This window comes from Rhizobacter sp. J219, from assembly GCF_024700055.1.
In the GTDB taxonomy this organism is placed as follows: Bacteria; Pseudomonadota; Gammaproteobacteria; order Burkholderiales; family Burkholderiaceae_C; genus Rhizobacter.
Genome location: NZ_JAJOND010000001.1, coordinates 2643890 through 2667042, shown reverse-complemented (window position 1 = coordinate 2667042; position 23153 = coordinate 2643890). Strand labels below are relative to the sequence as shown.

At 65.6% G+C, this 23153-nt stretch carries 17 protein-coding genes; 8 read left to right on the top strand and 9 right to left on the bottom strand.

Translation table 11 applies throughout. The annotated features are described in order from the left end of the window. Positions 1-44: 44 nt before the first annotated feature. Entirely contained in the window at positions 45-3929 is a 3885-nt protein-coding gene (locus tag LRS03_RS12175) for an FAD/FMN-binding oxidoreductase (RefSeq protein WP_257825681.1), read from the top strand. Here the strand turns inward: LRS03_RS12175 and LRS03_RS12170 are convergent, their stop codons facing one another. Next, a complete protein-coding gene (locus LRS03_RS12170) occupies positions 3930-4910 on the bottom strand; it encodes a Bug family tripartite tricarboxylate transporter substrate binding protein (RefSeq protein WP_257825680.1) in 981 nt (326 codons plus the stop codon). It lies immediately after the preceding gene. Positions 4911-4985: 75 nt separating this feature from the next. Next, entirely contained in the window at positions 4986-5795 is an 810-nt protein-coding gene (locus LRS03_RS12165) for an FkbM family methyltransferase (protein ID WP_257825679.1), read from the bottom strand. Between the two features lie 132 nt (positions 5796-5927). Here LRS03_RS12165 and LRS03_RS12160 point away from each other — a divergent pair, with 132 nt between their 5' ends. Beyond that, the gene (locus tag LRS03_RS12160; RefSeq protein ID WP_257825678.1) at positions 5928-6386 is read left to right on the top strand and encodes an HIT family protein; all 459 of its coding nucleotides are present in this window, start codon (positions 5928-5930) and stop codon (positions 6384-6386) included. Here the strand turns inward: LRS03_RS12160 and LRS03_RS12155 are convergent, their stop codons facing one another. Then, on the bottom strand, positions 6387-7568 hold the full coding sequence (locus tag LRS03_RS12155) for a serine hydrolase domain-containing protein (protein WP_257825677.1): 1182 nt from the start codon (positions 7566-7568) through the stop codon (positions 6387-6389). It lies immediately after the preceding gene. A gap of 115 nt (positions 7569-7683) precedes the next feature. On the opposite strand from LRS03_RS12155, the gene LRS03_RS12150 reads away from it, so the two are divergent. Both LRS03_RS12150 and ubiE read left to right on the top strand, forming a co-directional pair. Further along, complete coding sequence (locus LRS03_RS12150; protein WP_257825676.1) at positions 7684-8085, top strand: gamma-butyrobetaine hydroxylase family protein; 402 nt, start codon at positions 7684-7686, stop codon at positions 8083-8085. A gap of 12 nt (positions 8086-8097) precedes the next feature. After that, positions 8098-8829 carry a bifunctional demethylmenaquinone methyltransferase/2-methoxy-6-polyprenyl-1,4-benzoquinol methylase UbiE gene (gene ubiE, locus LRS03_RS12145; RefSeq protein WP_257825675.1) on the top strand — a complete coding sequence of 244 codons (732 nt, stop codon included), beginning with the start codon at positions 8098-8100 and terminating at the stop codon, positions 8827-8829. Positions 8830-8832: 3 nt separating this feature from the next. On the opposite strand, the gene LRS03_RS12140 is transcribed toward ubiE, so the two are convergent. After that, positions 8833-10179: a UDP-glucose dehydrogenase family protein gene (locus LRS03_RS12140; protein ID WP_257825674.1), complete on the bottom strand. Its 1347-nt coding sequence runs from the start codon at positions 10177-10179 to the stop codon at positions 8833-8835. Positions 10180-10414: 235 nt separating this feature from the next. Here LRS03_RS12140 and LRS03_RS12135 point away from each other — a divergent pair, with 235 nt between their 5' ends. Beyond that, positions 10415-11344, top strand: a complete 930-nt coding sequence (locus LRS03_RS12135; RefSeq protein ID WP_257825673.1) for a glycosyltransferase family 2 protein — start codon at positions 10415-10417, stop codon at positions 11342-11344. 582 nt (positions 11345-11926) lie between these two features. After that, the gene (locus LRS03_RS12130; protein WP_257825672.1) at positions 11927-13027 is read left to right on the top strand and encodes a right-handed parallel beta-helix repeat-containing protein; all 1101 of its coding nucleotides are present in this window, start codon (positions 11927-11929) and stop codon (positions 13025-13027) included. Positions 13028-13096: 69 nt separating this feature from the next. On the opposite strand, the gene LRS03_RS12125 is transcribed toward LRS03_RS12130, so the two are convergent. From LRS03_RS12125 to LRS03_RS12115, 3 genes are read right to left on the bottom strand one after another with little or no spacing between them, the layout of a single operon-like run. Next, positions 13097-14269 (bottom strand): glycosyltransferase family 4 protein, encoded by a 1173-nt coding sequence (locus LRS03_RS12125; RefSeq protein WP_257825671.1) that lies wholly within the window; start codon positions 14267-14269, stop codon positions 13097-13099. A 32-nt stretch (positions 14270-14301) separates the two neighbouring features. Beyond that, positions 14302-15405 carry a hypothetical protein gene (locus tag LRS03_RS12120; RefSeq protein WP_257825670.1) on the bottom strand — a complete coding sequence of 368 codons (1104 nt, stop codon included), beginning with the start codon at positions 15403-15405 and terminating at the stop codon, positions 14302-14304. Positions 15406-15407: 2 nt separating this feature from the next. After that, a complete protein-coding gene (locus LRS03_RS12115) occupies positions 15408-16820 on the bottom strand; it encodes an MBOAT family O-acyltransferase (RefSeq protein WP_257825669.1) in 1413 nt (470 codons plus the stop codon). 294 nt (positions 16821-17114) lie between these two features. Here LRS03_RS12115 and LRS03_RS12110 point away from each other — a divergent pair, with 294 nt between their 5' ends. Together LRS03_RS12110 and LRS03_RS12105 are read left to right on the top strand one after the other, a co-directional pair. After that, on the top strand, positions 17115-18215 hold the full coding sequence (locus tag LRS03_RS12110; RefSeq protein WP_257825668.1) for a glycosyltransferase family protein: 1101 nt from the start codon (positions 17115-17117) through the stop codon (positions 18213-18215). A gap of 237 nt (positions 18216-18452) precedes the next feature. Then, positions 18453-19421: a sulfotransferase family protein gene (locus LRS03_RS12105; RefSeq protein ID WP_257825667.1), complete on the top strand. Its 969-nt coding sequence runs from the start codon at positions 18453-18455 to the stop codon at positions 19419-19421. Positions 19422-19458: 37 nt separating this feature from the next. On the opposite strand, the gene cysN is transcribed toward LRS03_RS12105, so the two are convergent. Both cysN and cysD read right to left on the bottom strand, forming a co-directional pair. Beyond that, a complete protein-coding gene (cysN, locus tag LRS03_RS12100) occupies positions 19459-21375 on the bottom strand; it encodes a sulfate adenylyltransferase subunit CysN (protein WP_257825666.1) in 1917 nt (638 codons plus the stop codon). An 18-nt stretch (positions 21376-21393) separates the two neighbouring features. Beyond that, the gene (gene cysD, locus LRS03_RS12095) at positions 21394-22728 is read right to left on the bottom strand and encodes a sulfate adenylyltransferase subunit CysD (RefSeq protein ID WP_257829498.1); all 1335 of its coding nucleotides are present in this window, start codon (positions 22726-22728) and stop codon (positions 21394-21396) included. Between the last annotated feature and the right edge of the window lie 425 nt (positions 22729-23153).

Genomic DNA, 23153 nt, shown 5'->3' with positions numbered 1-23153 from the left:
TTCGCGTCCAAGTGCAGAGCAGGCGAGAGGGTCGCCTGGAATCCATGAACGCACCCATTCCGCTCGACCAGATTGCCGCCGCAAACGCGGCGCCTCACGCGCCGCGTTTGCGCGAGATTCCGTACAACTACACGTCGTTCTCGGATCGCGAGATTGTCATCCGCCTGCTGGGCTCTCGGGCCTGGGAACTCCTGAACCGGCTGCGCGACGAGCGCCAGACCGGCCGCTCGGCGCGCATGTTGTACGAGGTGCTGGGCGACATCTGGGTCGTGCAGCGCAACCCGTACCTGCAGGACGACCTGCTCGACAACCCGCGCCGCCGCAAGCAGCTGATCGAGGCGCTGAACCACCGGCTGAACGAGGTGCAGGCGCGCCGCAAGCCGGAGGGCGATGGTTCTCGTGACGCCTCGGTCGGCGAACTGCTGACGCTGGCGCACGGCGCGGTGAAGTCGTTTGCCGAACTCTTCGACCGCGTGGCCGAGCTGCGCCGCAAGGCCACGCGCGTGCTGGGCCGCCACACCGCGAAGGACAACATCAAGTTCGATGGCCTCTCGCGCGTGTCGCACGTGACCGACGCGACCGACTGGCGCGTCGAGTACCCCTTTGTCGTGCTCACGCCCGACACCGAGACCGAGATGGCGGCGCTGGTGAAGAGCTGCATCGAGCTGGGCCTCACCATCATCCCGCGTGGGGGCGGCACCGGCTACACCGGTGGCGCCGTGCCGCTGACCTGGAACAGCGCGGTCATCAACACCGAGAAGCTCGAGGCGATGACCGAGATCGAGATGGTCAAGCTGCCCGGGCTCGACCGCGAGGTGGCCACCATCTGGACCGAAGCGGGTGTGGTCACCCAGCGCGTGGCCGACGCCGCCGAGCGCGGCGGCCATGTCTTCGCCGTCGACCCGACCTCGGCCGAGGCCTCGTGCATCGGCGGCAACATCGCGATGAACGCCGGTGGCAAGAAGGCCGTGCTGTGGGGCACGGCGCTCGACAACCTCGCCTCCTGGCGCATGGTCACGCCCGAGGCCAAGTGGCTGGAGGTGGTGCGCCTGGACCACAACCTCGGCAAGATCCACGACGTCGAGACCGCGACCTTCGAGCTGCGCTACTACGACGCGTCGGGCAAGACGCTGGAGCGCACGGAGACGCTTCAGATCCCCGGCCGCACCTTCCGCAAGGAAGGCCTGGGCAAGGACGTCACCGACAAGTTCCTCGCCGGCCTGCCCGGCATCCAGAAGGAAGGCTGCGACGGCCTCATCACCAGCGCGCGCTGGGTGGTGCACAAGATGCCGGCGCACACGCGCACGGTGTGCCTGGAGTTCTTCGGCAACGCGCACGATGCGGTGCCCTCGATCGTCGAGATCAAGGACTTCATGTTCGCTGAAGCGAAGAAGCCCGGTGGCGCGATCCTCGCGGGCCTGGAGCACCTCGACGACCGTTACCTCAAGGCCGTGGGCTACGCGACCAAGAGCAAGCGTGGCGGTTTGCCGAAGATGGTGCTGATCGGTGACATCGCCGGCGACGACCCCGACGCCGTGGCCCGCGCCACCAGTGAAGTGGTGCGCCTGGCCAATGGCCGGGCCGGCGAAGGCTTTGTGGCCGTGAGTGCCGATGCGCGCAAGAAGTTCTGGCTCGACCGCAAGCGCACGGCCGCGATCAGCAAGCACACCAACGCCTTCAAGGTCAACGAAGACGTGGTGATCCCGCTGCCGCGCATGGGCGAGTACACCAACGGCATCGAGCGCCTCAACATCGAACTGAGCTTGCGCAACAAGCTGGCGCTGGTCGATGCGCTGCAGGCGTTTTTCGAGCGCGGCAACCTGCCGCTCGGCAAGAGCGACGACGCGGGCGAGATCCCGAGCGCCGAGCTGCTGGAAGACCGTGTGCAGCAGGCGCTCACGCTGCTGCGCGAAGTACGCGACTTGTGGCACCACTGGTTGACCCACCTCGACGAAAACAACGCCGACAGCGGCCGCACGTTCTTCGCCGACCTGCAAGACCACTCTCTGCGCGCGTCGTGGAAGACGCAGATCCGCGCCAAGCTGCAGTCCATCTTTGCCGGCTCGGCCTTGAAGCCCATCGTCGACGAAGCCCAGCGCATCCACAAGGAAGTGCTGCGCGGCCGGGTGTGGGTGGCGCTGCACATGCACGCCGGAGACGGCAACGTGCACACCAACATCCCGGTCAACAGCGACAACTACGAGATGCTGCAGACGGCGCACGAGGCCGTGGCCCGCATCATGAAGCTCGCGCGTTCGCTCAACGGCGTGATCTCGGGCGAGCACGGCATCGGCATCACCAAGCTCGAGTTCCTCACCGACGAGGAGATCGCCGACTTCACCGCCTACAAACAGCGTGTCGACCCCGAAGGCCGCTTCAACAAAGGCAAGCTGCTGCGCGATCCTTCGCTGAAGGCCGACCTGACCAACGCCTACACGCCGAGCTTCGGCCTGATGGGGCACGAGTCGCTGATCATGCAGCAGAGCGACATCGGCGACATCGCCAACTCGATGAAGGACTGCCTGCGCTGCGGCAAGTGCAAGCCGGTGTGCGCCACGCACGTGCCGCGCGCCAATTTGCTCTACAGCCCGCGCAACAAGATCCTCGCGACCTCGCTGCTGGTGGAGGCCTTCCTCTACGAAGAGCAGACGCGCCGCGGTGTGTCGATCAAGCACTGGGAAGAGTTCGAGGACGTGGCCGACCACTGCACCGTGTGCCACAAGTGCCTGACGCCGTGCCCGGTCAACATCGACTTCGGCGACGTGTCGATGAACATGCGCAACCTCCTGCGCAAGATGGGCAAGAAGAGCTTCCGCCCGGCGGCGGCGCTGCAGTCGGCCTTCATCGGCGTGACGAGCCCGCAGGCCATCCGCATCGGCCACACGCTCACCGACCTGAGCTTCAAGGCCCAGCGCCTGGCCAACCAGGTGCTGCGTGGCTTGGCGAAGAAGCAGACGAGCGCGCCACGTTCCACCGTCGGCCCGGCCCCGATCAAGGAGCAGGTCATCCACTTCATCAACAAGAAGATGCCGGGCGGTCTGCCGAAGAAGACCTCACGCGCGCTCTTGGACATCGAAGACAAGGATTACGTCCCGATCATCCGCAACCCGAAGGCGACCACGGCCGACACCGAGGCCGTGTTCTATTTCCCGGGCTGCGGCTCGGAACGCCTCTTCTCGCAAGTGGGCCTCGCGACGCAGGCCATGCTCTGGCATGCAGGCGTGCAGACGGTGCTGCCACCGGGCTACCTCTGCTGTGGCTACCCGCAGCGCGGCTCAGGCCAGTTCGACAAGGCCGAGAAGATGATCACCGACAACCGGGTGCTCTTCCACCGCGTGGCCAACACGCTCAACTACCTCGACATCAAGACCGTGGTGGTGAGCTGCGGCACCTGCTACGACCAGTTGCAGGGCTACCAGTTCGACAAGATCTTCCCGGGCTCCCGGATCATCGACATCCATGAGTACCTGCTGGAGAAGGGCATCACTTTGTCCAATGGCGGCGGCTACCTGTACCACGACCCCTGCCACAGCCCGATGAAGCTGCAGGAGCCGATGAAGACGGTGAAGGCGCTGCTCGGCGACGGCGTGATCAAGAGCGAGCGCTGCTGCGGCGAGAGCGGTGGCCTGGCGATGTCGCGCCCCGATGTGTCGACGCAGATCCGTTTCCGCAAGGAAGAAGAGATCCGCAAGGGCGAGGCCGCGCTGCGTGCCAACGGCTCGGTGGCCAAGGGCGAGAACGTCAAGATGCTGACGTCCTGCCCCAGCTGCATGATGGGCCTGAGCCGCTACGAAGGCGACCTGCAGAACGGCCTGCTCGAAGCCGACTACATCGTGGTCGAGATGGCCAACCAGATCCTCGGGCCCGACTGGATGCCGGAATACGTCGAACGAGCCAACGACGGCGGCATAGAACGAGTGCTGGTCTGATTACTCCGCCGACAGGCCGCGCTCCTTGATGAGCGCGTGCCAGAACGCGGTCTCCTTTTGCAGGAAGGCGGCGAGCGCCGGGCCGTCCGACGGTGTCACCTCCAGGCCGAAGTCTTCGAGCTTGGCCTTCACCTCGGGCGTGCCGATCGCCTTGTTCATCTCGGCCGTGAGACGCGTGGTGATGTCGGCCGGCGTGCCCTTCGGGACGAAGAGGCCTTGCCAGGCGGTGACCTCGAAGTCCTTCACGCCCAGTTCGTCGAGGGTGGGCACATCGGGCAGCGACGGGATGCGCTTCTTCGACATCACCGCCAGCGCCTTGACCTTGCCGCCGCGGATCTGCGGCAGGCCGGCCGCGGTGTCGAGCACCATCATCGGCACCTGGCCGGAGATCACGTCTTGCACCGCGAGCGCCGTGCCGCGGTAGGGCACGTGCACGACGAAGCTCTTGGTGCGGTCTTTCAACAGCTCCATCGCGAGGTGGTGCGGGCTGCCCACGCCCGGTGAGGCGTAGCTGTACTTGCCGGGGTTCTGCTTGATGTCGTCGAGCAGTTGCTTGCCGGTGGCGAAGCCGGCGCCCGGGTTGACGGCGAGGATCAGCGGAAAGCGCGCCATGAAGCCGATCGGCACGAAGTCCTTCGGGTCGTAGGGCAGCTTCTTGTACATCGCGCTGTGGAACACCATCGCCCCGTTGTCGCCGGTCACGATGGTGTAGCCGTCGGGGGCCGACTTGGCCGCGTTGTCGGTGCCGATGATGCCGGCCGCACCCGGGCGGTTGTCGATCACGAGGGGCTGGCCGAGCTGCTTGCCGAGTTGCGGCGCGAGCTGGCGCGCCAGGAAATCGGAGCCGCCGCCCGCCGGGTAGGCGACCACCCAGCGCACCGGCTTGCTGGGCCAGGCCTGCGCGTGCACGAGGGCGGGGGCAACGAGAGCGCCGGCCAGGGCGAGGCCCAGCAGGCGGCGGTTCAAGGTGGGTGCGGTCATGGGGTGCGCTCGAAAAGAAGGGGTCGGCCATCTTATCGAGCGGCTGCGAGTGGCGCGGCCGCCGCGCCCGGCGCTCTACCCGTGCAGCGCGTGGGTGTCGTACCAGCTCACCTTGTCGACCAGACGGCGCAGGAAGGGTACGTTCTTCAGCAGCCGACGCAGCAGCGTGTTGTCGCCCATCGTCTTGTAGAGGATGAAGATCGGGATGTAGGTGCGGATCGCCTGCTGCTTGGTCAGCCAGGGGCCGTCGAGGTCTTCACCGAACGGGCCGGTGGTGCCGCCGACGAAGGTGTGCTCGACCGTCGAGCCGCTGCGGTCCTTGTACCGGCCGTTGCGGTGCAGCCGCTGGTCGACGACCTTGAAGCGGTGGTAGCCGAGGCGCTCGAAGGTGTCGAACTCAGCCATCAGCTCGCGCCAGGAGGTCTTGTTCGACTCGACCGAGATGTAGGTCGGCCGGCAGGGCATGTCGAGCAGGGCGCGCACGCACAGCATGTCGGCGCCCTCCACGTCGATCTTCAGGTAGTGCGGGCAGCCGTGCTGGCGGACGACCTCGGAGAAGCGCACGCTCGGGACCTTGATCTCCTCGGAATCGGCGCCCATGCCCTGGTTGCGCTTGGCCCAGTGGGGGTCAGCGGTGCCCCAGACCGAGAGCTTCTTGTTGACCCAGAAGCTGATCGTCCCCGGCTGCTCGCTGATGGCCTTGTCGACGACGGCGTAGGTACCGCGCTCGATTTCCTGCCGGTAGCGGCTTTTCAACTCGGCCGCCAGGTCGGGGTTGGCCTCGACGCCGACCACCCGATAGCCCAGCTTCAGGTAGAAGTCGCTGTCCTCCCCACGGTGGGCGCCGACGTCGTAGATCAGATCGGGTGAAATTGCGTTGCTCAAGACATTCCCTCCAGTGGCGGCCAAGGTCTCGTTCGAGTGTTGTGTGATGTCGCGGCGCGGCCGGCTCCTCCTGCGATCGTGCCGACTGTCAGGCTGTTTCGGCGGCCTGACAATCCCCTCAACAATGTGCCCATGACACACCCTTTCCAGCCCCTTCCCGATGCACCGTTGACGTGCGAGCTGTGCCAGACCCCCGGAGGCCAACTCGTGTGGCAGGAGGGCGACTGGCGTGTGATCCGGGTCGCCGACGAGGCCTTCCCGGCCTTCTATCGCGTGGTGTGCCAGCGGCACGTGGCGGAGTTTTCCCACCTTGACCCGCAGGCGCGCCAGCGCTGCATGCAGCTGGTGGCGGTGGTTGAATCGGTGCTGCTGAGCCGGCTGCGGCCGACCAAGGTCAACCTGGCGGCGTTGGGCAACATGGTTCCGCACCTGCATTGGCACGTCATCGCCCGCTTCGACTGGGACAGCCACTTTCCGCAGCCCGTCTGGGGGCCGCGGCAGCGCGAGGTCATGCCACCGGCGGTGGCCCGGCTGGCGCTGCCGCTCGACGCCCTCGACGCCGCCGTGGCGGCAGCGCTCGACGCCGCCTGATCAGTGCCCGAGCGCCGCGTAGGCGAGGCGCTTGAACTCGAACGAGAAGGGGTGCCAGAAGCCGTGCTGGCGCTGCGTCATCGCGAGGCCCGCGATGTTGTGCCGCGGGTTGATCCACCAGTGCGTGCCGCCAATGCCGCCCCATTCGAATTCGCCGAGGCTGCCCGGCGGGTCGTAGGCGCCCGGCTTGACCGTGATCGCGCCGCCCAGGCCGAATACCTTGCCCGGCACCGGGCCGACGGTCGGGAAGCGGATCGAGACACCTTCGGGCAGCTGGTTGCTCATCATCAGCGCGACCGTCTCGGGCTTGAGCAGGGCTGGGCCCCCCGGCATCAGGCTGCGCATCAGTGCGACCATGTCGGGGAGGGTGGTCACCAGCCCACCGCCACCGGACTGGCTGGGCACCGGCACGGTGAAGGCCTTGGGGTAGGGCCAGTCGTCGTTGCGGGTGAGCCCGGGGGCGAGGGGCTTGGTGGGGTCGGCGCCGCTGTACATCGCGGCCAGCCGCGGCAGGTCTTGTGCCGGCACGACGAACCGGGTGTCGACCATGCCGAGCGGCTCGAACACCTTGGCCTGGAGGTAGTCGCCGAAGCGTTGCTGGCTCAGCACCTCGACCAGGCGCGCCAGCACGTCGCTTGCGACCGAGTATTCCCAGCGGGTACCAGGTTGGCTGGCGAGCGGCAGGCCCGACAGGGCTTCCATCATGTGCGAGAGGCTGAGCAGCGGCGAGAGCACCTGGCTGTCCGAGTACGCCTTGAAGAGCAGCGTGCCCGGGTCCAACAGGCCGTAGCTGAGGCCCGAGCTGTGGCTCATCAGCTGGCGGATCATGATGGAGCGGGCGGCCGGCTCGGTGTCGCCGAGCGAGGTGGCACCGGCACGCAGCACCTGGCGCTTGCCGAGGGCGGGGATGAATCGCTCGATCGGGTCGTCGAGCTGAAACTTGCCGGCCTGCCACAACTGCAGCGCCGCGATCGTGGCGATCAGCTTGGTGTTGGAGAAGGCGCGGAAGATCGTGTTGTCGCGCATCGGTACGCCGTTTTCCTTGTCGGCCAGGCCGACGTGGTGCACATCGAGCAGGTCCTGCCCGCGCAGCACCGCGCACGAGACCCCTGCCAGCAGGTTGCCGTCGACATAGCGTTTCATGGCGGAGTGAATGGGCTGGAAGTCGGTGGAGGCGCTCATGGAATTGGTCCTGCGGGAAAGCAAAATCTAAGGTGATCACCTTATAGCACAGCCCATGCCACCGCTGGACTACACTGCCTGTCCCACCGCCCGTGCCCCAACCGTCCAAGCGCCCATGACCGCCCCTCAGCCGACTTCCATCACCGTGCACCAGCAGTCGCGGGTGCTGGAGGTGGGTTTTGCCGATGGGCAGCAGTTCCGCATTCCATTCGAGCTGATGCGGGTGTATTCGCCCTCGGCCGAGGTCAAGGGCCACGGCCCGGGGCAGGAGACGCTGCAGACCGGCAAGCGACTCGTGGGACTGGTGTCGCTGGAGCCGGTCGGCAACTACGCGGTGCAGCCCACGTTTTCAGACGGCCACAACACCGGCATCTTTTCGTGGGAGTACCTCTACTTTCTAGGCTCGCAAGAGGCCCGGCTGTGGCGCGACTACGAAGAGCGCCTGCGCCAGGCCGGCGCCAGCCGCGACGATCCGATGCCGGCCGCCCCTGCCCCCGGCTGCGGGCACCACCACTGATTGGAGCGTGACATGAGCAGCACCCACTTCGGCTACCAGACCGTGGACGAGGCCGAGAAGGCCGGCAAGGTGCGCGGCGTGTTCGATTCCGTGGCGTCGCGCTACGACGTGATGAACGACCTGATGTCGCTCGGCATGCACCGCGCCTGGAAGGCCTACACCGTGGCCGTGGCCGCGTTGCGCGAGGGCGACAAGGTTCTCGACATCGCCGGCGGCACCGGTGACCTGGCCAAGGCGTTTGCAGCAAAGGTGGGGCCGCGTGGCACCGTGGTTCACACCGACATCAACGAGGCAATGCTGCGTCAGGGCCGTGACCGCCTGCTCGACAAGGGTTTGGCGCTGCCGACGTCGATCTGCGACGCCGAGTCATTGCCGTTCGCCACCGGCAGCTTCGACCTCGTGAGCGTGGCTTTTGGCCTGCGCAACATGACGCACAAGGAGCGTGCGCTGGCCGAGATGTGCCGCGTACTGCGCCCGGGCGGGCGACTGCTGGTGCTCGAGTTCTCGAAGGTTGCCGAACCTTTGCAGAAGCCCTACGACTGGTACTCGTTCAAGGTGCTGCCCATGCTCGGCAAGCTGGTGGCGGGCGATGCCGACAGCTACCGCTACCTGGCCGAGTCGATCCGCATGCACCCGGGCCAGCAGGAACTCAAGGCCATGATGAAGGCGGCCGGCTTCGGCCACGTTGATGTGCACAACCTCAGCGCCGGGGTGGTGGCGCTGCATGTGGGCATCAAGTGCTGAGGTTTACTCGGCGGGTTTGAGCTGCGCGGTGCCTCGCCCGATGCCGAGGTAGTCGAAACCCAGCTCGCGCATCAGCGCCGGTTCATAGAGATTCCGGCCGTCGAAGATCACCGGCTGCTTGAGCAGGCGCTTGATCTGGTCGAAATCGGGGCTCTTGAATTCGCGCCACTCGGTGAGGATGAGCAGGGCATCGGCGCCTTCCAGCGTGGTGGCCACGTTGTCGACGATCTGCAGCGACTTCACATGGCTCAGCACCCGGTGGGCCTCTTCGGCCGCCACTGGGTCGTAGGCCACGATGGTGGCGCCGCGATCGGCCAGGGCCTGGATCACGTCGCGGCTCGGGGCGTCGCGCATGTCGTCGGTGTTGGGCTTGAAGGCCAGGCCCCACATTGCGAAGCGGCGGCCGGTGAGATCGCTGCCGAATCGGGCGACGACCTTGTCGACGAGCACCGTCTTCTGGCGCTGGTTGGCGCGGTCGACGGCGTTGAGCACCATCAGGTCGATGCCGTATTCCTTGCCGGTGCGCATCAGCGCGTTCACGTCCTTCGGGAAGCAGGAGCCGCCGTAGCCGGTGCCGGCGTAGAGGAACTGGTAGCCGATGCGCGGGTCGCTGCCGATGCCCTTGCGCACGAGCTCGATGTCGGCGCCGACCTTCTCGGCCAGCAGCGCCAGCTCGTTCATGAAGCTGATGCGCGTGGCCAGCATCGAGTTGGCGGCGTACTTGGTGAACTCGGCACTGCGAACGTCCATCACCAGCAGGCGCTCGTGGCTGCGGATGTAAGGCGCGTAGAGCGCGCGCATGAGCAGCACGGAGCGCTCGTCGTCGGCTCCGACCACGATGCGGTCGGGGCGCATGAAGTCTTCGACGGCCGCGCCTTCCTTCAGGAACTCGGGGTTGGAGACGACGGCGAAGTCGACCTGCTTGTCGCGCTTGGCCAGCTCTTCCTTGATGGCAGCGCGCACCTTGTCGGCCGTGCCCACGGGCACCGTGCTCTTGTCGACCACCACCTTGTAGTCGGTCATGTAGCGGCCGATGTTGCGGGCGGCGGCCAGCACGTACTGCAGGTCGGCGGAGCCGTCTTCATCGGGCGGGGTGCCGACGCCGATGAACTGCAGCGTGCCATGGTTCACCGCGAGTTGGATGTCGGTCGTGAACTGCAGGCGGCCGGCGCTGACGTTGCGCTGGACGATCTCTTTCAGGCCGGGCTCGTAGATCGGGATGCCACCGTCGTTGAGCACCTGGATCTTCTTCGCGTCAACGTCGAGGCACACGACATGGTTGCCCATCTCGGACAAGCAGGCTCCCGTGACGAGACCCACGTAGCCCGTCCCGATGATCGTTACTTTCACTCGTTTTACTCCGCTAGGGTTGGGGTGCGATTGTCGTGCGCGAAGTCACTGTTTCTCGCGGGTTGGAGGTGCATGCACCGCCCGAGTTGCGGGGGTGCCGCACTGCCTGCGCTGTCTACAATTTCGAAGCATTGACGTCGCAAGCGATGCGGCATGTTGCCAGCAAGCCCCTGCTGTGACTTCCCCCTGTGTACAGGGGCTCGTCGTGCCCTCGATCACCCCCTTGAAAGCCGCCATGCGTGAGAAGCCCGCCAAGTACGTGTTGATTTCACCGTGTCGCAACGAAGCCGACTACATGCGCCAGACGCTCGACACGGTGGTCGCGCAGTCGCTGCGTCCGACCAAGTGGGTGATCGTCGACGATGGCTCGACCGACGAGACCCCGGCCATCCTCCGGGAGTACGCCAACAAGCACGAGTGGATCGAGATCGTGACGCGTGCCGACCGTGGGCACCGGGCGGTGGGGCCGGGTGTGGTCGACGCCTTCTACAGCGGCTACGCGGCGATCATTCCCGACGACTACGACTTCGTCTGCAAGCTCGACCTCGACCTGCGTCTGCCGCCGCGCTACTTCGAGATCCTGGTGGACCGCATGGCCGCCAATCCCCGCCTGGGCACCTGCAGCGGCAAGGCCTACCTCGAAGAAAACGGTGAACTCATCAGCGAACGCCACGGTGACGAGAACTCGCTCGGCATGACCAAGTTCTACCGCGTGTCGTGCTTCAAGGACATCGGCGGCTTCGTGCGCGAGGTCGGCTGGGACGGCATCGACGGCCACAAGTGCCGCATGAAGGGCTGGACAGCCACCAGCTGGGACGAGCCCGAGCTTCGCTTCGTGCACCTGCGCACCATGGGCGCGAGCCACAAGGGCATCTACACCGGTCGCTTCCGCCAGGGCTATGGCCAGTACTACATGGGCACCGGCCTGCTGTTCCTCACGGCCAGTGTGGTGTCGCGACTGAACCAGAAGCCCTATGTGTTCGGGCAGCTGACCATCCTCTGGGGCTGGATCTACAGCTTCCTGCAGGGGAAGCCCCGCTACCAGGACCCGGAGTTCCGGGCCTTCTTGCGCGCATATCAGCGTCGGGCCTTGCTTGTGGGCAAGAAGCGCGCGGCGGAAGAATGCGCGCAGACCCCGATGCCGCGGAACGCGTCTCTCTCGTAAACCCGTCGCATTCCCGCGATGTGAGGGCCGGCTATCGGCGGCCTGAATCGCCACTTAAGCTTGTTTACCTCTTGCGACAATTGCGCCGCGTGAGTGTCACCGTCCGCCCGAATAATGTCAGCCCATCAGCCCTGGGCTGGCGACCTCTCTGAGAGTCATGACCAAACTGGTCGAGATTCGAGGCTGAAAGCGCCGGCATGCAATCTGCAATGCCGTCCCCCATCGAGACGGCTGCGAGAAACACAGAATATGACTGCACGCAAAACGGCGCTCAAGACGACCACGCTCTGGTTCTCAGTGGCTGCACTGGCCTCCCTGGCCGGTTGTGGTGCTGGCGGTGATGTCAACGAAACCAGCGCAACCCCGATTCCGCCGGTGACCTCGCCGACGCCGGCGCCAGCGCCAAGTCCTTCACCGTCTCCTGCTCCGGCCCCGGCGCCCGCTCCGGCTCCGGCGCCGAGTCCTGCACCCGCCCCGGCCCCGGCCCCGGCTCCCGCGCCGACGCCTGCTCCCGCCCCTGCCCCTGGTGCTGCCCCGACCTACTACTTCTCCGACTGCCAGGCTGGCGCTGCGGCTGGCTGCGTGCCGGGCAGCAACAGCAACCCGGGGACACAAGCCGCTCCGAAGCAGAACCTGTCCGGCATCAACGTCAACGCGTTGCCGGCCGGTACCCGCCTGCTGTTCAACCGCGGTGGCGCCTGGTCGAACTTCTCGGTGTTCCTCGAGAACCCGAACACCACTGCCGCCGCGCCCCTGACCTTTGACGCCTACGGCAGCGGCGTGGCCCCGCTGATGCGGGTGGCTTCGAACAACATGTTCAACGTCGGCGGTGGCTGGGGCAACACCAGCAACGACGGCGGCTACGTCGTTCGCAATCTGAAGCTTGATGGGATGGGCACCGCCGAATGGGCGGTCTGGTTCATCCAGAACGTGCGCGACGTCACCTTCGAAAACAACGAGATCACCGGCTTCCGCATCGCGATCAACTCGAACGACGGCAGCCCGTACGGCGTGACGGGCATCACCCTGCGCAACAACAACGTCCATCGCAACCGCGCGATGGGTCTGCTGGGTCACTACGACAACATCCTGATCGAAGGCAACACCTTCGAAGCCAACAACTTCAGCGGCAGCACCTTCGACCACGGCACCTACATCGGTGGTGGGCACAACATCACGCTGCGCAACAACCGCTACATCCGCAATTCGACGGTGAATGGCACGTGCCTGGGCGGCAACATGACCTTCCACGGCCAGATCGACGGCCTGCTGGTCGAGGGCAACGTCATCGAGCAGGACGCTTCGGCGGCAAGCTGCTGGCTGATGTCCATCACCCAGGGCTATGCGACGGCCGAGTGGTTCCGCAACGTGATCGTGCGCAATAACGTCCTGATCAACGGCGGCAACGGCATCGTGGCGCAATCCGCGCCCGGCATCGTGGTGGAAGACAACGTGTCGATCAACACTCAGGGCAGCGTGCTCAACAGCTTCATGATCGGTGGCGGCTCGTTCTCGGGTGGCGACGTGCCCGACGCCAATGCGGTCGTGCGCAACAACACGGTGTGCCGCGTGCATGCCAGCTCTTCCGGCTACATCGCCAACGTCAACTCGCCGGGCGCCACGGTGAGCAACAACGTGGCGGTGACGGGTGCGGCAGCGACCTCAGGTGTCTGCGCCCGCTGACGCTTGTAGTCTGTCCCATGAAAAACGGCCGGAGCGATCCGGCCGTTTTACTTTCAGCGCCAACTTGCTCTAGCGCGGCCGCATCCAGACCGGCTCGCGCCCTTGCAGGGCGTCTGGCAGGGTCGCCGCAAGCAGCCGGTCCACGCAGTGCGGCCAGTCCAGCACGTCTTTCACGCGCTTGACGGCGTTCTGGCCCATGTCCATCAGGTGCTTCGGGTCACGCAGGGCTTCGACGATGGCTTCGGCGAGGCCGTCGACGTCGTGCCGGTCGCTGAGTACGCCGGTCACCTGGTGGTCGACGATGTCGGGCAAGGCCCAGTTGCTCCAGTTGGCCGTCGGCAGGCCGTGGGCGGCGGCTTCCACGTAGACCAGACCCCACGATTCGCAGATGCTCGGCATGCAGAAGAGCGACGCCGTTCGGTACAGCTCGTGGAGCTTCTCATCGCTGGCGTGCCCGAACTGCGTCACACCCGGTTCGTTGAGCGGCGGCGCGCCGGCGCTCACCACGGTGAGGTTGGCATCGGGCAACTCGCGGCGGACCTTGCGAAACGCCTCGATCAGCACCGGCCCGCCCTTGCGCTCCCAGGCGCGGCCGCAGAAGAGGATCTGGCGCTTCTTGTAACGCTCGATCTCTGCCGGCACCGGGTGGTCCCAGCGCCGGATCGGGCCGCCGCCGAGCGCGAAGACCTTGCTCTTCGGAATACCGTATTGCTCGTGCATCGTGTCGGCGACGAAGCTGCCGAACGACACGATCGCATCGGCATCGCGGTTGGCCTGGATGATCTCGGCGCGGCTCTCGTCGATCTGCGCCTGCGTCCGCGAACCCCAGCCAAAACCGCCCGCCCGCACGGCGTCATCGACCGTCATGTCCTGGAACAGCACGCGGCGGATCGGCAGCGAGCGGTCGATCTTCGGGATCGCGTAGTGGTACATGACCCAGCTGCCTTCGGGCAGCTTGCGCAGCAAGGGGGCGAGGAGCGGGCCCTTCTCATCGGTGGTCAGCGAATCGTCGACCGGATTTGGCGCCTGGCCGATCTTGCGTTGCAGGCGGCGCATGAAATGGCGCATCGCGCTGCGGCCATGCAGTTCCTTGAGGTCGGTGTCGAAGCGGCTGAGCGCGCCGTAGAGCCGGCCGTGTTGCTTGAGGCCGTCGATCAGCGCCACCGTGGTGCCGGAGTTGGTCCAGCGGTCCCAGGGATCGCCGGGTGCGATGTACAGCATTTGGGGCACGGAGGTCGGCATGGTCTTGGATGGGCGCGAGGATGGGCTGACGATCAGGGGGTGGTGCGGCCGCGGATCTTGTCCAGCAAGACCTTGGCGATCTTCTGGTTCGAGGCCGGCACGTAGTGTCCGTCGGGCAGGAAGTTGGTCGGGTCGTTGGCGGAGAACAGCGTATGGGTGCTGATGTAGTCGATCTTCGCCGCCTCAAGCGTCGGACCGACCGCACGGTACAGGTGATCGGATTGGCCGCGCGTGTGCATCAGCAGCACGATCAGGCGTTCGCCGCGTTCCTGCGTGCGGCGCGACAGATCGGCCAGCATCACTTTCAACACGCGCACCTCTTCCGAGTCGACGTTGAAGCCGGTGTGGGCGTCATAAACCCCCCGGTCATACGCCTCGTTGTGCGCCACCCAGCCCCGGCGCACGAGGCGCACGATGGCCGAGCGGTCGAGCGGCGACTGGTCGAAGACAAACCAGTGGTAGCCGCGGTCGCTGCGCCCCAGCTGCTGCTTGAACTGCTGCCATTCCTGTTTGCCGAACGCCTCGCGGAACTGGGCCTCGCTGCGGATCGAGGGCTGCTCCTCCGTCAGCTGCGCGCCGGCCAGACGGTAGCGCGGGAAGGTGAACGGCGCCGGGCTCTCGAACTGCCAGATCAGGCCCGACATCGAGCCCATGTCGGGCACGCTCGACGAGAGCACGCCGAACACCACCACGTCGGCCTTGCGGAACGGCGTGTCCGCCTTGTAGCCCGCATACGAGTGATTGGGGGGTGCGCCCGGGCCGCCGAAGCCGCGCAAGGTGATCTTGCCGTCGAGCGCCACGGCCGCGTGTGCGGCATGCATCGAGAACGACTGCCCGTACACCGCCACTGTCAGGTCCGTGCCTTCCTTGCGTTCCGACGAGACGGATTTGAGAAGCTCGGGGTCGATCCAGCCAGCGCTCAGAAGCGAGCCCTGCTTCCGCTCTTCGGTGATGGCCTCGCTCAGCTTGCCTTCCACCGAGCGGCCGTATTCGAAATAGCGGCCGAGGCTGGTGTTCTTCGCGGCACGCGAGCCAAAAGCAAAGTTGACCGCCACGTCGGCGAGTGCCAGCCACACCACGACCCACAACACGATCTTGGCGCTGCGCCCCAGCAGAATCGTCTTCAGAAGGCCCATGGTCAGAACTGGAAGTAGATGAAGGCGCTGCGGGCATTCGCCATGCCCATGAGCGTGAGGAACACGAGGGCGGCGTAGAAAGCGGCTCGTACGGGCACCGGCATGGCGCGGTAGAAGGTCGCACGGCCGCTGCGGTAGGCCGCGAGGTCGTACAGGAACAAGAGCGCCACGCCGAGGAGTGTGGCGAGCGGCGGTCGCGCCACGGTGGCGGCCAGCGGCTGCGACAGCGTGACGAGTTCCACCGTGAAGTCCTTGATCTGCTCGAAGGACTTGGCCCGGAACAGCAGCCAGCCATAGCAGACGAACTGGAAGAAGACGACGGTGGCGAGCACGCGTCCGACGAGTGCCGTCCATCCCTTCAGCGCCGGCTTCTTGATGAGGTCGTTCACGATCAGCAGGCCGCCCTGGTAGGCACCCCACAGGATGAAGTTCCAGGCTGCACCGTGCCACAGGCCGCCCAGCAGCATCGTGATCATCAGGTTGACCTTGGTGCGCACGGCGTTCACGCGGTTGCCGCCGAGGGGGATGTACAGGTAGTCACGCAGCCACGACGAGAGCGACATGTGCCAGCGTCGCCAGAACTCGCTCGGGTTGGACGAGAAGTACGGGAAGCGGAAGTTTTGGCTGGTTCCGATGCCGAACAGCTTGGACACGCCGCGTGCAATGTCGGTGTAGCCAGAGAAGTCGCAGTAGATCTGCAGCGCGAAGGCATAGGTGCCGAGCACGATGGCCGCCGCATTCGGGGTCTCGGTGCTGTTGAACACCGAGTCGACGGTGGGCGACAGGCCATCGGCGACCACCACCTTCTTGAAGAGGCCGAGCAGGATGAGGAAGCAGCCTCGGGTGATGAACTCTTCAGTGATGGTGCGTGGCTTCTCGATCTGCGGGATCAGCACGGCCGGGCGCTCGATCGGGCCCGCCACCAGCTTGGGGAAGTAGGCGATGAAGAGCGCGTAGTGCCTGAGCTTGGTCGTCGCCGGCATGTGGCGCTGGTGGATCTCGATCACATAGCTCAGCGACTCGAAGATGTAGAACGAGATGGCCGGCGGCAGCAGGATGTTGAGGTAGGTGCGGTTGACCTTGACCCCCAGGGCTTCGAGCGCGGTCTGGGCCGAGTCGATGAAGAAGTTGAAGTACTTGAAGTAGCCGAGGATCGTCAGCGCGAACACCGTGTAGACCACGATGTAGCGGATGCGCCTGCGTGTGTCGTCGGTCGATCCGATGGCGCGCCCTGTGATGAAGCTCGCACCGGTCACCAGCCAGATGAGCAACAGGAAGCGCGCGTCCCAGCAGGCGTAGAAGTAGTAGCTCCCTGCGAGCAGCAGAAGGTTCTGGACTTCGTGGTTGCGGATCAGCGCGTAGAGGCCGAAACCGATGAGCAGGAAGTAGGTGAACTCAAGGGAGGCGAAATTCATGGCCGGTGTGCAGGAGCGTTGGCTTGGGTTGTCAGCGCGATGGGCACAGGCCGTGTGCGTGTGCGTGGGCGGCGTGAAGATGCATGGCTCGCGTCATGACTGCAGTCGCCGAGCCGACGCGGCGGCCCCACAGCGGCCGCTCCAGCCCGGGCAGAGTATGGCCGTGGCGCCAGGGCTGGAAAACCCTGTTGTTGGGGGGTGCACAAGGCTTGTCGGTGACGTCCACACTCCGCGGCGCGCTGCGATGCGAAGCACGACACTTATTCCCCACCGACTTCAGCGACGGGACGCGAATTGACCATCTTCTATATCTGTCCGTGGTCGCCCAAGCCGACCGGGGGTATCAAGCAGATATTCCGCCACGTCGAGGCCTTGAACGCTGCTGGCTTCGACGCCTATGTGCTGGCGCTCGAACCCAAGATGCCGGCGTGGTTCGACTCATCGGCCGCCATCGCCAAGGTCAAAGCGCAGAGGCGGTTCTGGGACCTGCGCCGCTCCGCTCGGCGCAAGAACCAGATCCCCTGGCTCACGGCGTCCGTCGGCCCCGAAATCGAGATCGCCCGTCCGGGCGCACGCGCTCTTGAACGCCGCCTCGGCGCCAGCGACATCATCGTCTTGCCCGAGTACTTCGGCAAAGCGCTGCAACCCTGCGGCTTCGGCTCGAAGCTCGTGGTGTTCAACCAGAACGCGCACTACACCTTCACCGGCTTCGCACATTCCGATTCGCTGAATGGCTTCATCTACCGCGGCCACGTGCTGGGGGCATTGGGCGTTTCGCAGCACATCTGCGAGTATCTGCAGTTCGCGTTCCGAGAGTTGCCGGTGCTGCTCACGCCCAATGGCGTTGACGGAACGCGGTTCTTCCCCGGCGGCGAGAAGAAGAAGCAGATCGCCTTCATGCCCCGCAAACTGCCGACCAGCATCGTGCAGGTGTTGCAGATGTTGAGGGGCCGCGGGTCGCTCGAAGGCTGGACGCTGTGCCCCATCGATGGCATGAGCGAAGCCGACGTCGCGCGGTCGCTGCGCGAATCGGCGATCTTCTTGTCTACCTGCCACGATGAGGGGTTCGGCCTGCCTCCGCTGGAAGCCGGTGCCAGCGCGTGCGTGGTGGTGGGCTATACCGGCTATGCGGCCCGCGAGTTCATGCTGCCGCAGTACTGCTACCCGATCGCGCAGGGCGACGTGCTCGGTTTTGCGCAAACGCTGGAAGCAGTGCTGGCCGAGTTCACGCGTGACCCGCAGCGCCTGCAACAGCAGGCGGCCGACTACGCCGACTTCCTGCGCACCCACTACTCGAAGGAAGTGGAGGGAAGGTCCGTCGTCGAGGCATGGCAACAGTTGTGTGGCCTCACCGCCCAGCGGCAGGGCTTGGCGCCAATGCCTGCGCATGTGTGACTCAGATGTGACGCAGTGCCGGTATTTGCGTCGCAAACGTGTCGATTCGTGGCGTCACCCGGCGAATAGAGGGGGGCTTCGCGCACCCCTTGTTCTACAATTTCCGCTCTAGCAAATGAGTTTTTTGCATTTGTGTGCGGTGACCGTGGCGCACTGAAGAGCGCGCCGATCATCCCATCCATCAGATCGATGAACGCCCTGCCCAGTCCTCTCAGCCGCGGTGCTCGAGACCTTGTGATGCAAGCCCAGGCCCCTCGTCGCCTGCCTTGTTCGCTGGTCTTCGTGGCAGGCCCGCTTCGCTCGGGGTCCACCTTGTTGACCTTGATGCTGGACCGGCACTCTTCGCTCAAGAATCCGGGCGAGTTCGACTTTCTCTTCGATGCGTTCGGCGTCGATGGCGGCTTGGCCGAAGCCCAGGAGATGAGTTCCGAAGAGCTCGACGATTTCTACAGCGACCACCGTGGTTTTCTGTTCTCTCCCGAGAAGCTCGGTCCCCCTGGGCCCGTGCCGCAGCGGCTCCATGAACTCGTGAGTCGCTATGCCAAAGGCGTGCCTTGCCTGGCGTTGTCGATTCACCGCAATTTCGTGAGTGCCCACGAAATCTTTCCCCAGGCGCGCTTCATTCATTTGCTGCGCGATGCACGCGACTGTGCCAAGTCGGCCGTGGCAGCTTCGTTCTCCGGCAATGTCTACTATGGGCTGGAGCCGTGGATGAACTCAGAGGAAAGCTGGGATCGCCTGCGTCCCCGCCTCAAACCTGAGCAGTACATCGAGGTGCGCTACGAGGAACTGGTGGCGGAGCCCGAGAAGGTGCTGACGCAGATCTGCAAGTTCCTCGGCCTGCAGTTCGAGCCGCAGATGATGGACTTGAGCGGCACCACCTACGAGCCGCCATCGCCGCGCTTCGCCAACCAGTGGCGTCGCACCATGGCCCCTCAAGACGTCAAGCTGATCGAAGCGCGCGTCGGCCCGATGCTGGCGGCGCGCGGCTACGACCTCGTCCACCCCACGCAGCCGCGATTGAGTGCCTGGACGCTTCTGTCGCTGAAGGTGCAGAACACCGTGGCACGCCACCGCGTGGGCCTGCGCACCTATGGCGTCGGCAACTGGATGCAGGATGTCGTCGCGCGCCACCTCGGCCTGCGCGGCATGGTCCGCGCCGCACGGCTGAAGATGTTCCCGATCAAGGCGAAGACGCTCAAGTGATCGGGTCGTCGTGCTGGGGCTTGCGCCCCGTCACGGCTCAGTTCAGCAATCCCAGTTCTCGCAGTTTCGCGATCACGGCATCGGCGGCCGCTTCGGCACTCTGGTGTTCGGTGTTGACGCGAATCTCCGGTGACTCCGGCGGCTCGTAGGGTGAGTCGACGCCGGTGAAGTTGCGCAGCTCGCCACGCCGGGCCTTGCGGTACAGGCCTTTCACGTCGCGGGCCTCGGCCACATCGAGCGGTGTGTCGACGTGCACTTCGATGAATTCGCCTTGTTCGAAGAGCCCTCGCGCCATGGCCCGCTCGGCCCGGAACGGCGAAATGAAGGCGGTGAGCACGATGACGCCCGCGTCGACGAACAGGTGCGCCACCTCGGCCACGCGACGGATGTTCTCCACCCGGTCGGCATCGGTGAAGCCCAGGTCCTTGTTGAGCCCGTGGCGCAGGTTGTCGCCGTCGAGCAGGTAGGTGTGGCGGCCCATCGCATGCAGTTTCTTGTCGACGATGTTGGCAATGGTTGACTTGCCCGCGCCCGAAAGGCCGGTGAACCACAGTACCGCCGGGCGCTGGCCCTTGCTGCGGGCGCGGGCCGCCTTGTCCAGATCGACCGGTTGCAGGTGCACGTTGTGTGCTCGGCGCAGCGCGAAGTGCAGCATGCCGGCGCCGACCGTGTTGTTGGTCATCCGGTTGATGAGGATGAAGGCGCCGGTGTCAGGGTTGTCCTTGTAGGCGTCGAACGCGATGGGACGGTCGAGCGCGATGTTGCACACGCCGATCTCGTTGGACTCCAGCTTCTTGGCTGCCAGGTGCTCCATCGTGTTGACGTTGATCTTGTACTTGGGCTCGGTGATGGTCGCGCTCAGCGTGCGGGTGCCGATCTTGAGCAGGTAGGGCCGCCCGGGCAGCATCGCTTCCTCGGACATCCACACGAGCGTGGTCTCGAACTGGTCGGCCACTTCGGCCGGGCTGGTCGCGATCGAGATCGTGTCGCCGCGAGACACGTCGACCTCGTCGGTCAGCGTGAGCGTGATGGCCTGGCCGGCGACGGCCATGGGCAGGTCGCCGTTGGCGGTGACGATGCGCGCCACGCGGCTCTCGCGGCCAGACGGCTGCACCCGGATGCGGTCGCCCGGCTTGATGGTGCCGCTGGCCACCGTGCCGCAGAAGCCGCGGAAGTCGAGGTGCGGCCGGTTGACCCACTGCACCGGCAGGCGGAAGGGGCTCGTTTGCTGCTGCCCGTCACCATCATTCGGGCCGATGCTCACCGTCTCCAGGTAGCCCATCAGCGTGGAGCCGTGGTACCAGGGCATGCGTGCGCTGTGCTCGATGATGTTGTCGCCCCGGAGCGCCGACATCGGGATTGCGGTGATGTCTTCCAGGCCGAATTGCGACGCGAAGTTGCGGTACTCCTCGACGATGCCGCGGAAGGTCTTCTCCGAGTAGTCGATCAGGTCCATCTTGTTGATGGCCAGCACCACCTTGCGGATGCCCATCAGCGAGACGAGGTAGCTGTGGCGGCGCGTCTGCGTGAGCAGGCCGCGCCGTGCGTCGACCAGGATCACCGCCACATCGGCGGTGGAGGCGCCGGTGATCATGTTGCGGGTGTACTGCTCGTGGCCCGGGGTGTCGGCGACGATGAACTTGCGCCGGTCGGTCGAGAAGAAGCGGTAGGCGACGTCGATGGTGATGCCCTGCTCGCGCTCGGCCGCCAGGCCATCGACGAGCAGCGCGAAGTCGATCTCGCCGCCTTGTGTGCCCCACTTCCTGGAGTCGGCCTCGATGGCGGCGAGTTGGTCGTCGAAGAGCATCTTCGATTCGTACAACAGGCGGCCGATGAGCGTGCTCTTGCCGTCGTCGACGCTGCCGCAGGTGATGAAGCGCAAGAGGCTCTTGTGCTCGTGCTTGCGCAGGTACTGGTCGATGTCTTTGGCGATGAGGTCTGAAACGTGGGCCATGGTCTTGATCCTTGCGGCTTAGAAATAGCCTTCTTGCTTTTTCTTCTCCATCGACGCCGAGGCGTCGTGGTCGATCACGCGGCCTTGCCGCTCCGAGGTGCGGGTGAGCAGCATCTCCTGGATGATCTCGGGCAACGTCTGAGCGCTCGATTCGACCGCGCCGGTGAGCGGGTAGCAGCCCAGGGTGCGGAACCGCACCTTGCGCATCTGCGGCTTCTCGCCCGGCTTGAGCGGCATGCGGTCGTCGTCGACCATGATCAGAGCACCGTCGCGCTCCACCACCGGGCGGACTGCAGCGAAGTAAAGCGGCACGATGGGAATGTTCTCCAGGTAGATGTACTGCCAGACGTCGAGTTCGGTCCAGTTGGAGATGGGGAACACGCGCATCGACTCACCCTTGTGCATGCGTGCGTTGTAGAGGTGCCAGAGTTCGGGGCGCTGGTTCTTCGGGTCCCAGCGGTGCTGGGCGGAGCGGAACGAGAAGATGCGTTCCTTGGCACGCGACTTCTCCTCGTCGCGGCGCGCGCCGCCGAATGCTGCGTCGAACTTGTGCAGATCGAGTGCCTGCTTCAGGCCTTGCGTCTTCCACAGGTCGGTGTGGATCTGCGAGCCATGCATGAAGGGGTTGATGCCCAGGGCCACGGCTTCCGGGTTCTGGTGGACGATGAGCTTCATGTCGAGCTCTTTCGCCATGCGCTCGCGCATGGCGTACATGTCGCGGAACTTCCACGTCGTGTCGACATGCAGCAGCGGGAAGGGCGGCGGCGCGGGGTAGAAGGCCTTGCGCGCCAGGTGCAGCATCACCGCGCTGTCTTTGCCGATGGAATAGAGCATCACCGGGTTCTCGCACTCGGCCACCACTTCCCGAAGGATATGGATGCTCTCGGCTTCGAGGCGTTGCAGGTGGGTCAGCTTGGGGGTCATGACGGCAGAGGCCTCGGGGAGAGACGGCGTGTTGAGGGGGCCGCGAGCGAGTGCGGCAGGCGGCGCGGGCTGGGCTTCGGCGGCAGTAGCAGGCGTGGAGGCCTGTGGTTCGGGGCCGACGGGGCAGGGCCACACGTCGTCGGGCCGGCCCGCCTCGGCCAGCGCGTGTCCGTGAAAGGCGACACACAGCGGCGTGCCTAAGGCCTGCGACAACTGCTCGATGAAGTGGCGAATGGCTGCATCATCGACGGCCGCTGGGACGACTCGCCAGGCGATCCGGCCCTTGAGCGTCTGGGCGCGCAGCAGGCTGCCTTCGCCGGTGGGCAGAGGCGATGCACAGACCCAGACGACTTGCGCCTCACGCGAACGCGCCGTCTTGACCAGCTCCGGCAGGCGCGTGTTCCACCACTCGACGGTCGCGTTGCCCATGCTCGCGACCTTGCGCCAGGGGGCGAGTGCCAGGCCCCAGCGTGCGACGTATCGGGCCAGGGTGCGTTCTTCGACTGCGACGCCGAAGCGCTCGTGCACCCACCGTGCGGTATTCGACAAAGTCCACACCCCCGTAGCGACCCCTACCGTTTCGGGGGCTTGTGACAGTGCGGCGCGCGTCGCATGCTCCTGCGCGGCATCCAGCACCCGGCCCACGCCGCGTTTGCGTCCACGGCCTTCGAGGGGCACGGCGTCCCAGCCGCCTTCGAGGTAGGCCTTGTGAGCCGCGATCACGGTGGGGGCGCTGAGCCCGGTTTCGCGACGGATGTGGGGCAGCGACTTGCCGGCCACCCGCAGTTCAACCGCCCGCTTGCGCTTTGCGTTCCATTGATCGAGGTTGGTTGCGGTTTCGGAACTCATCACAG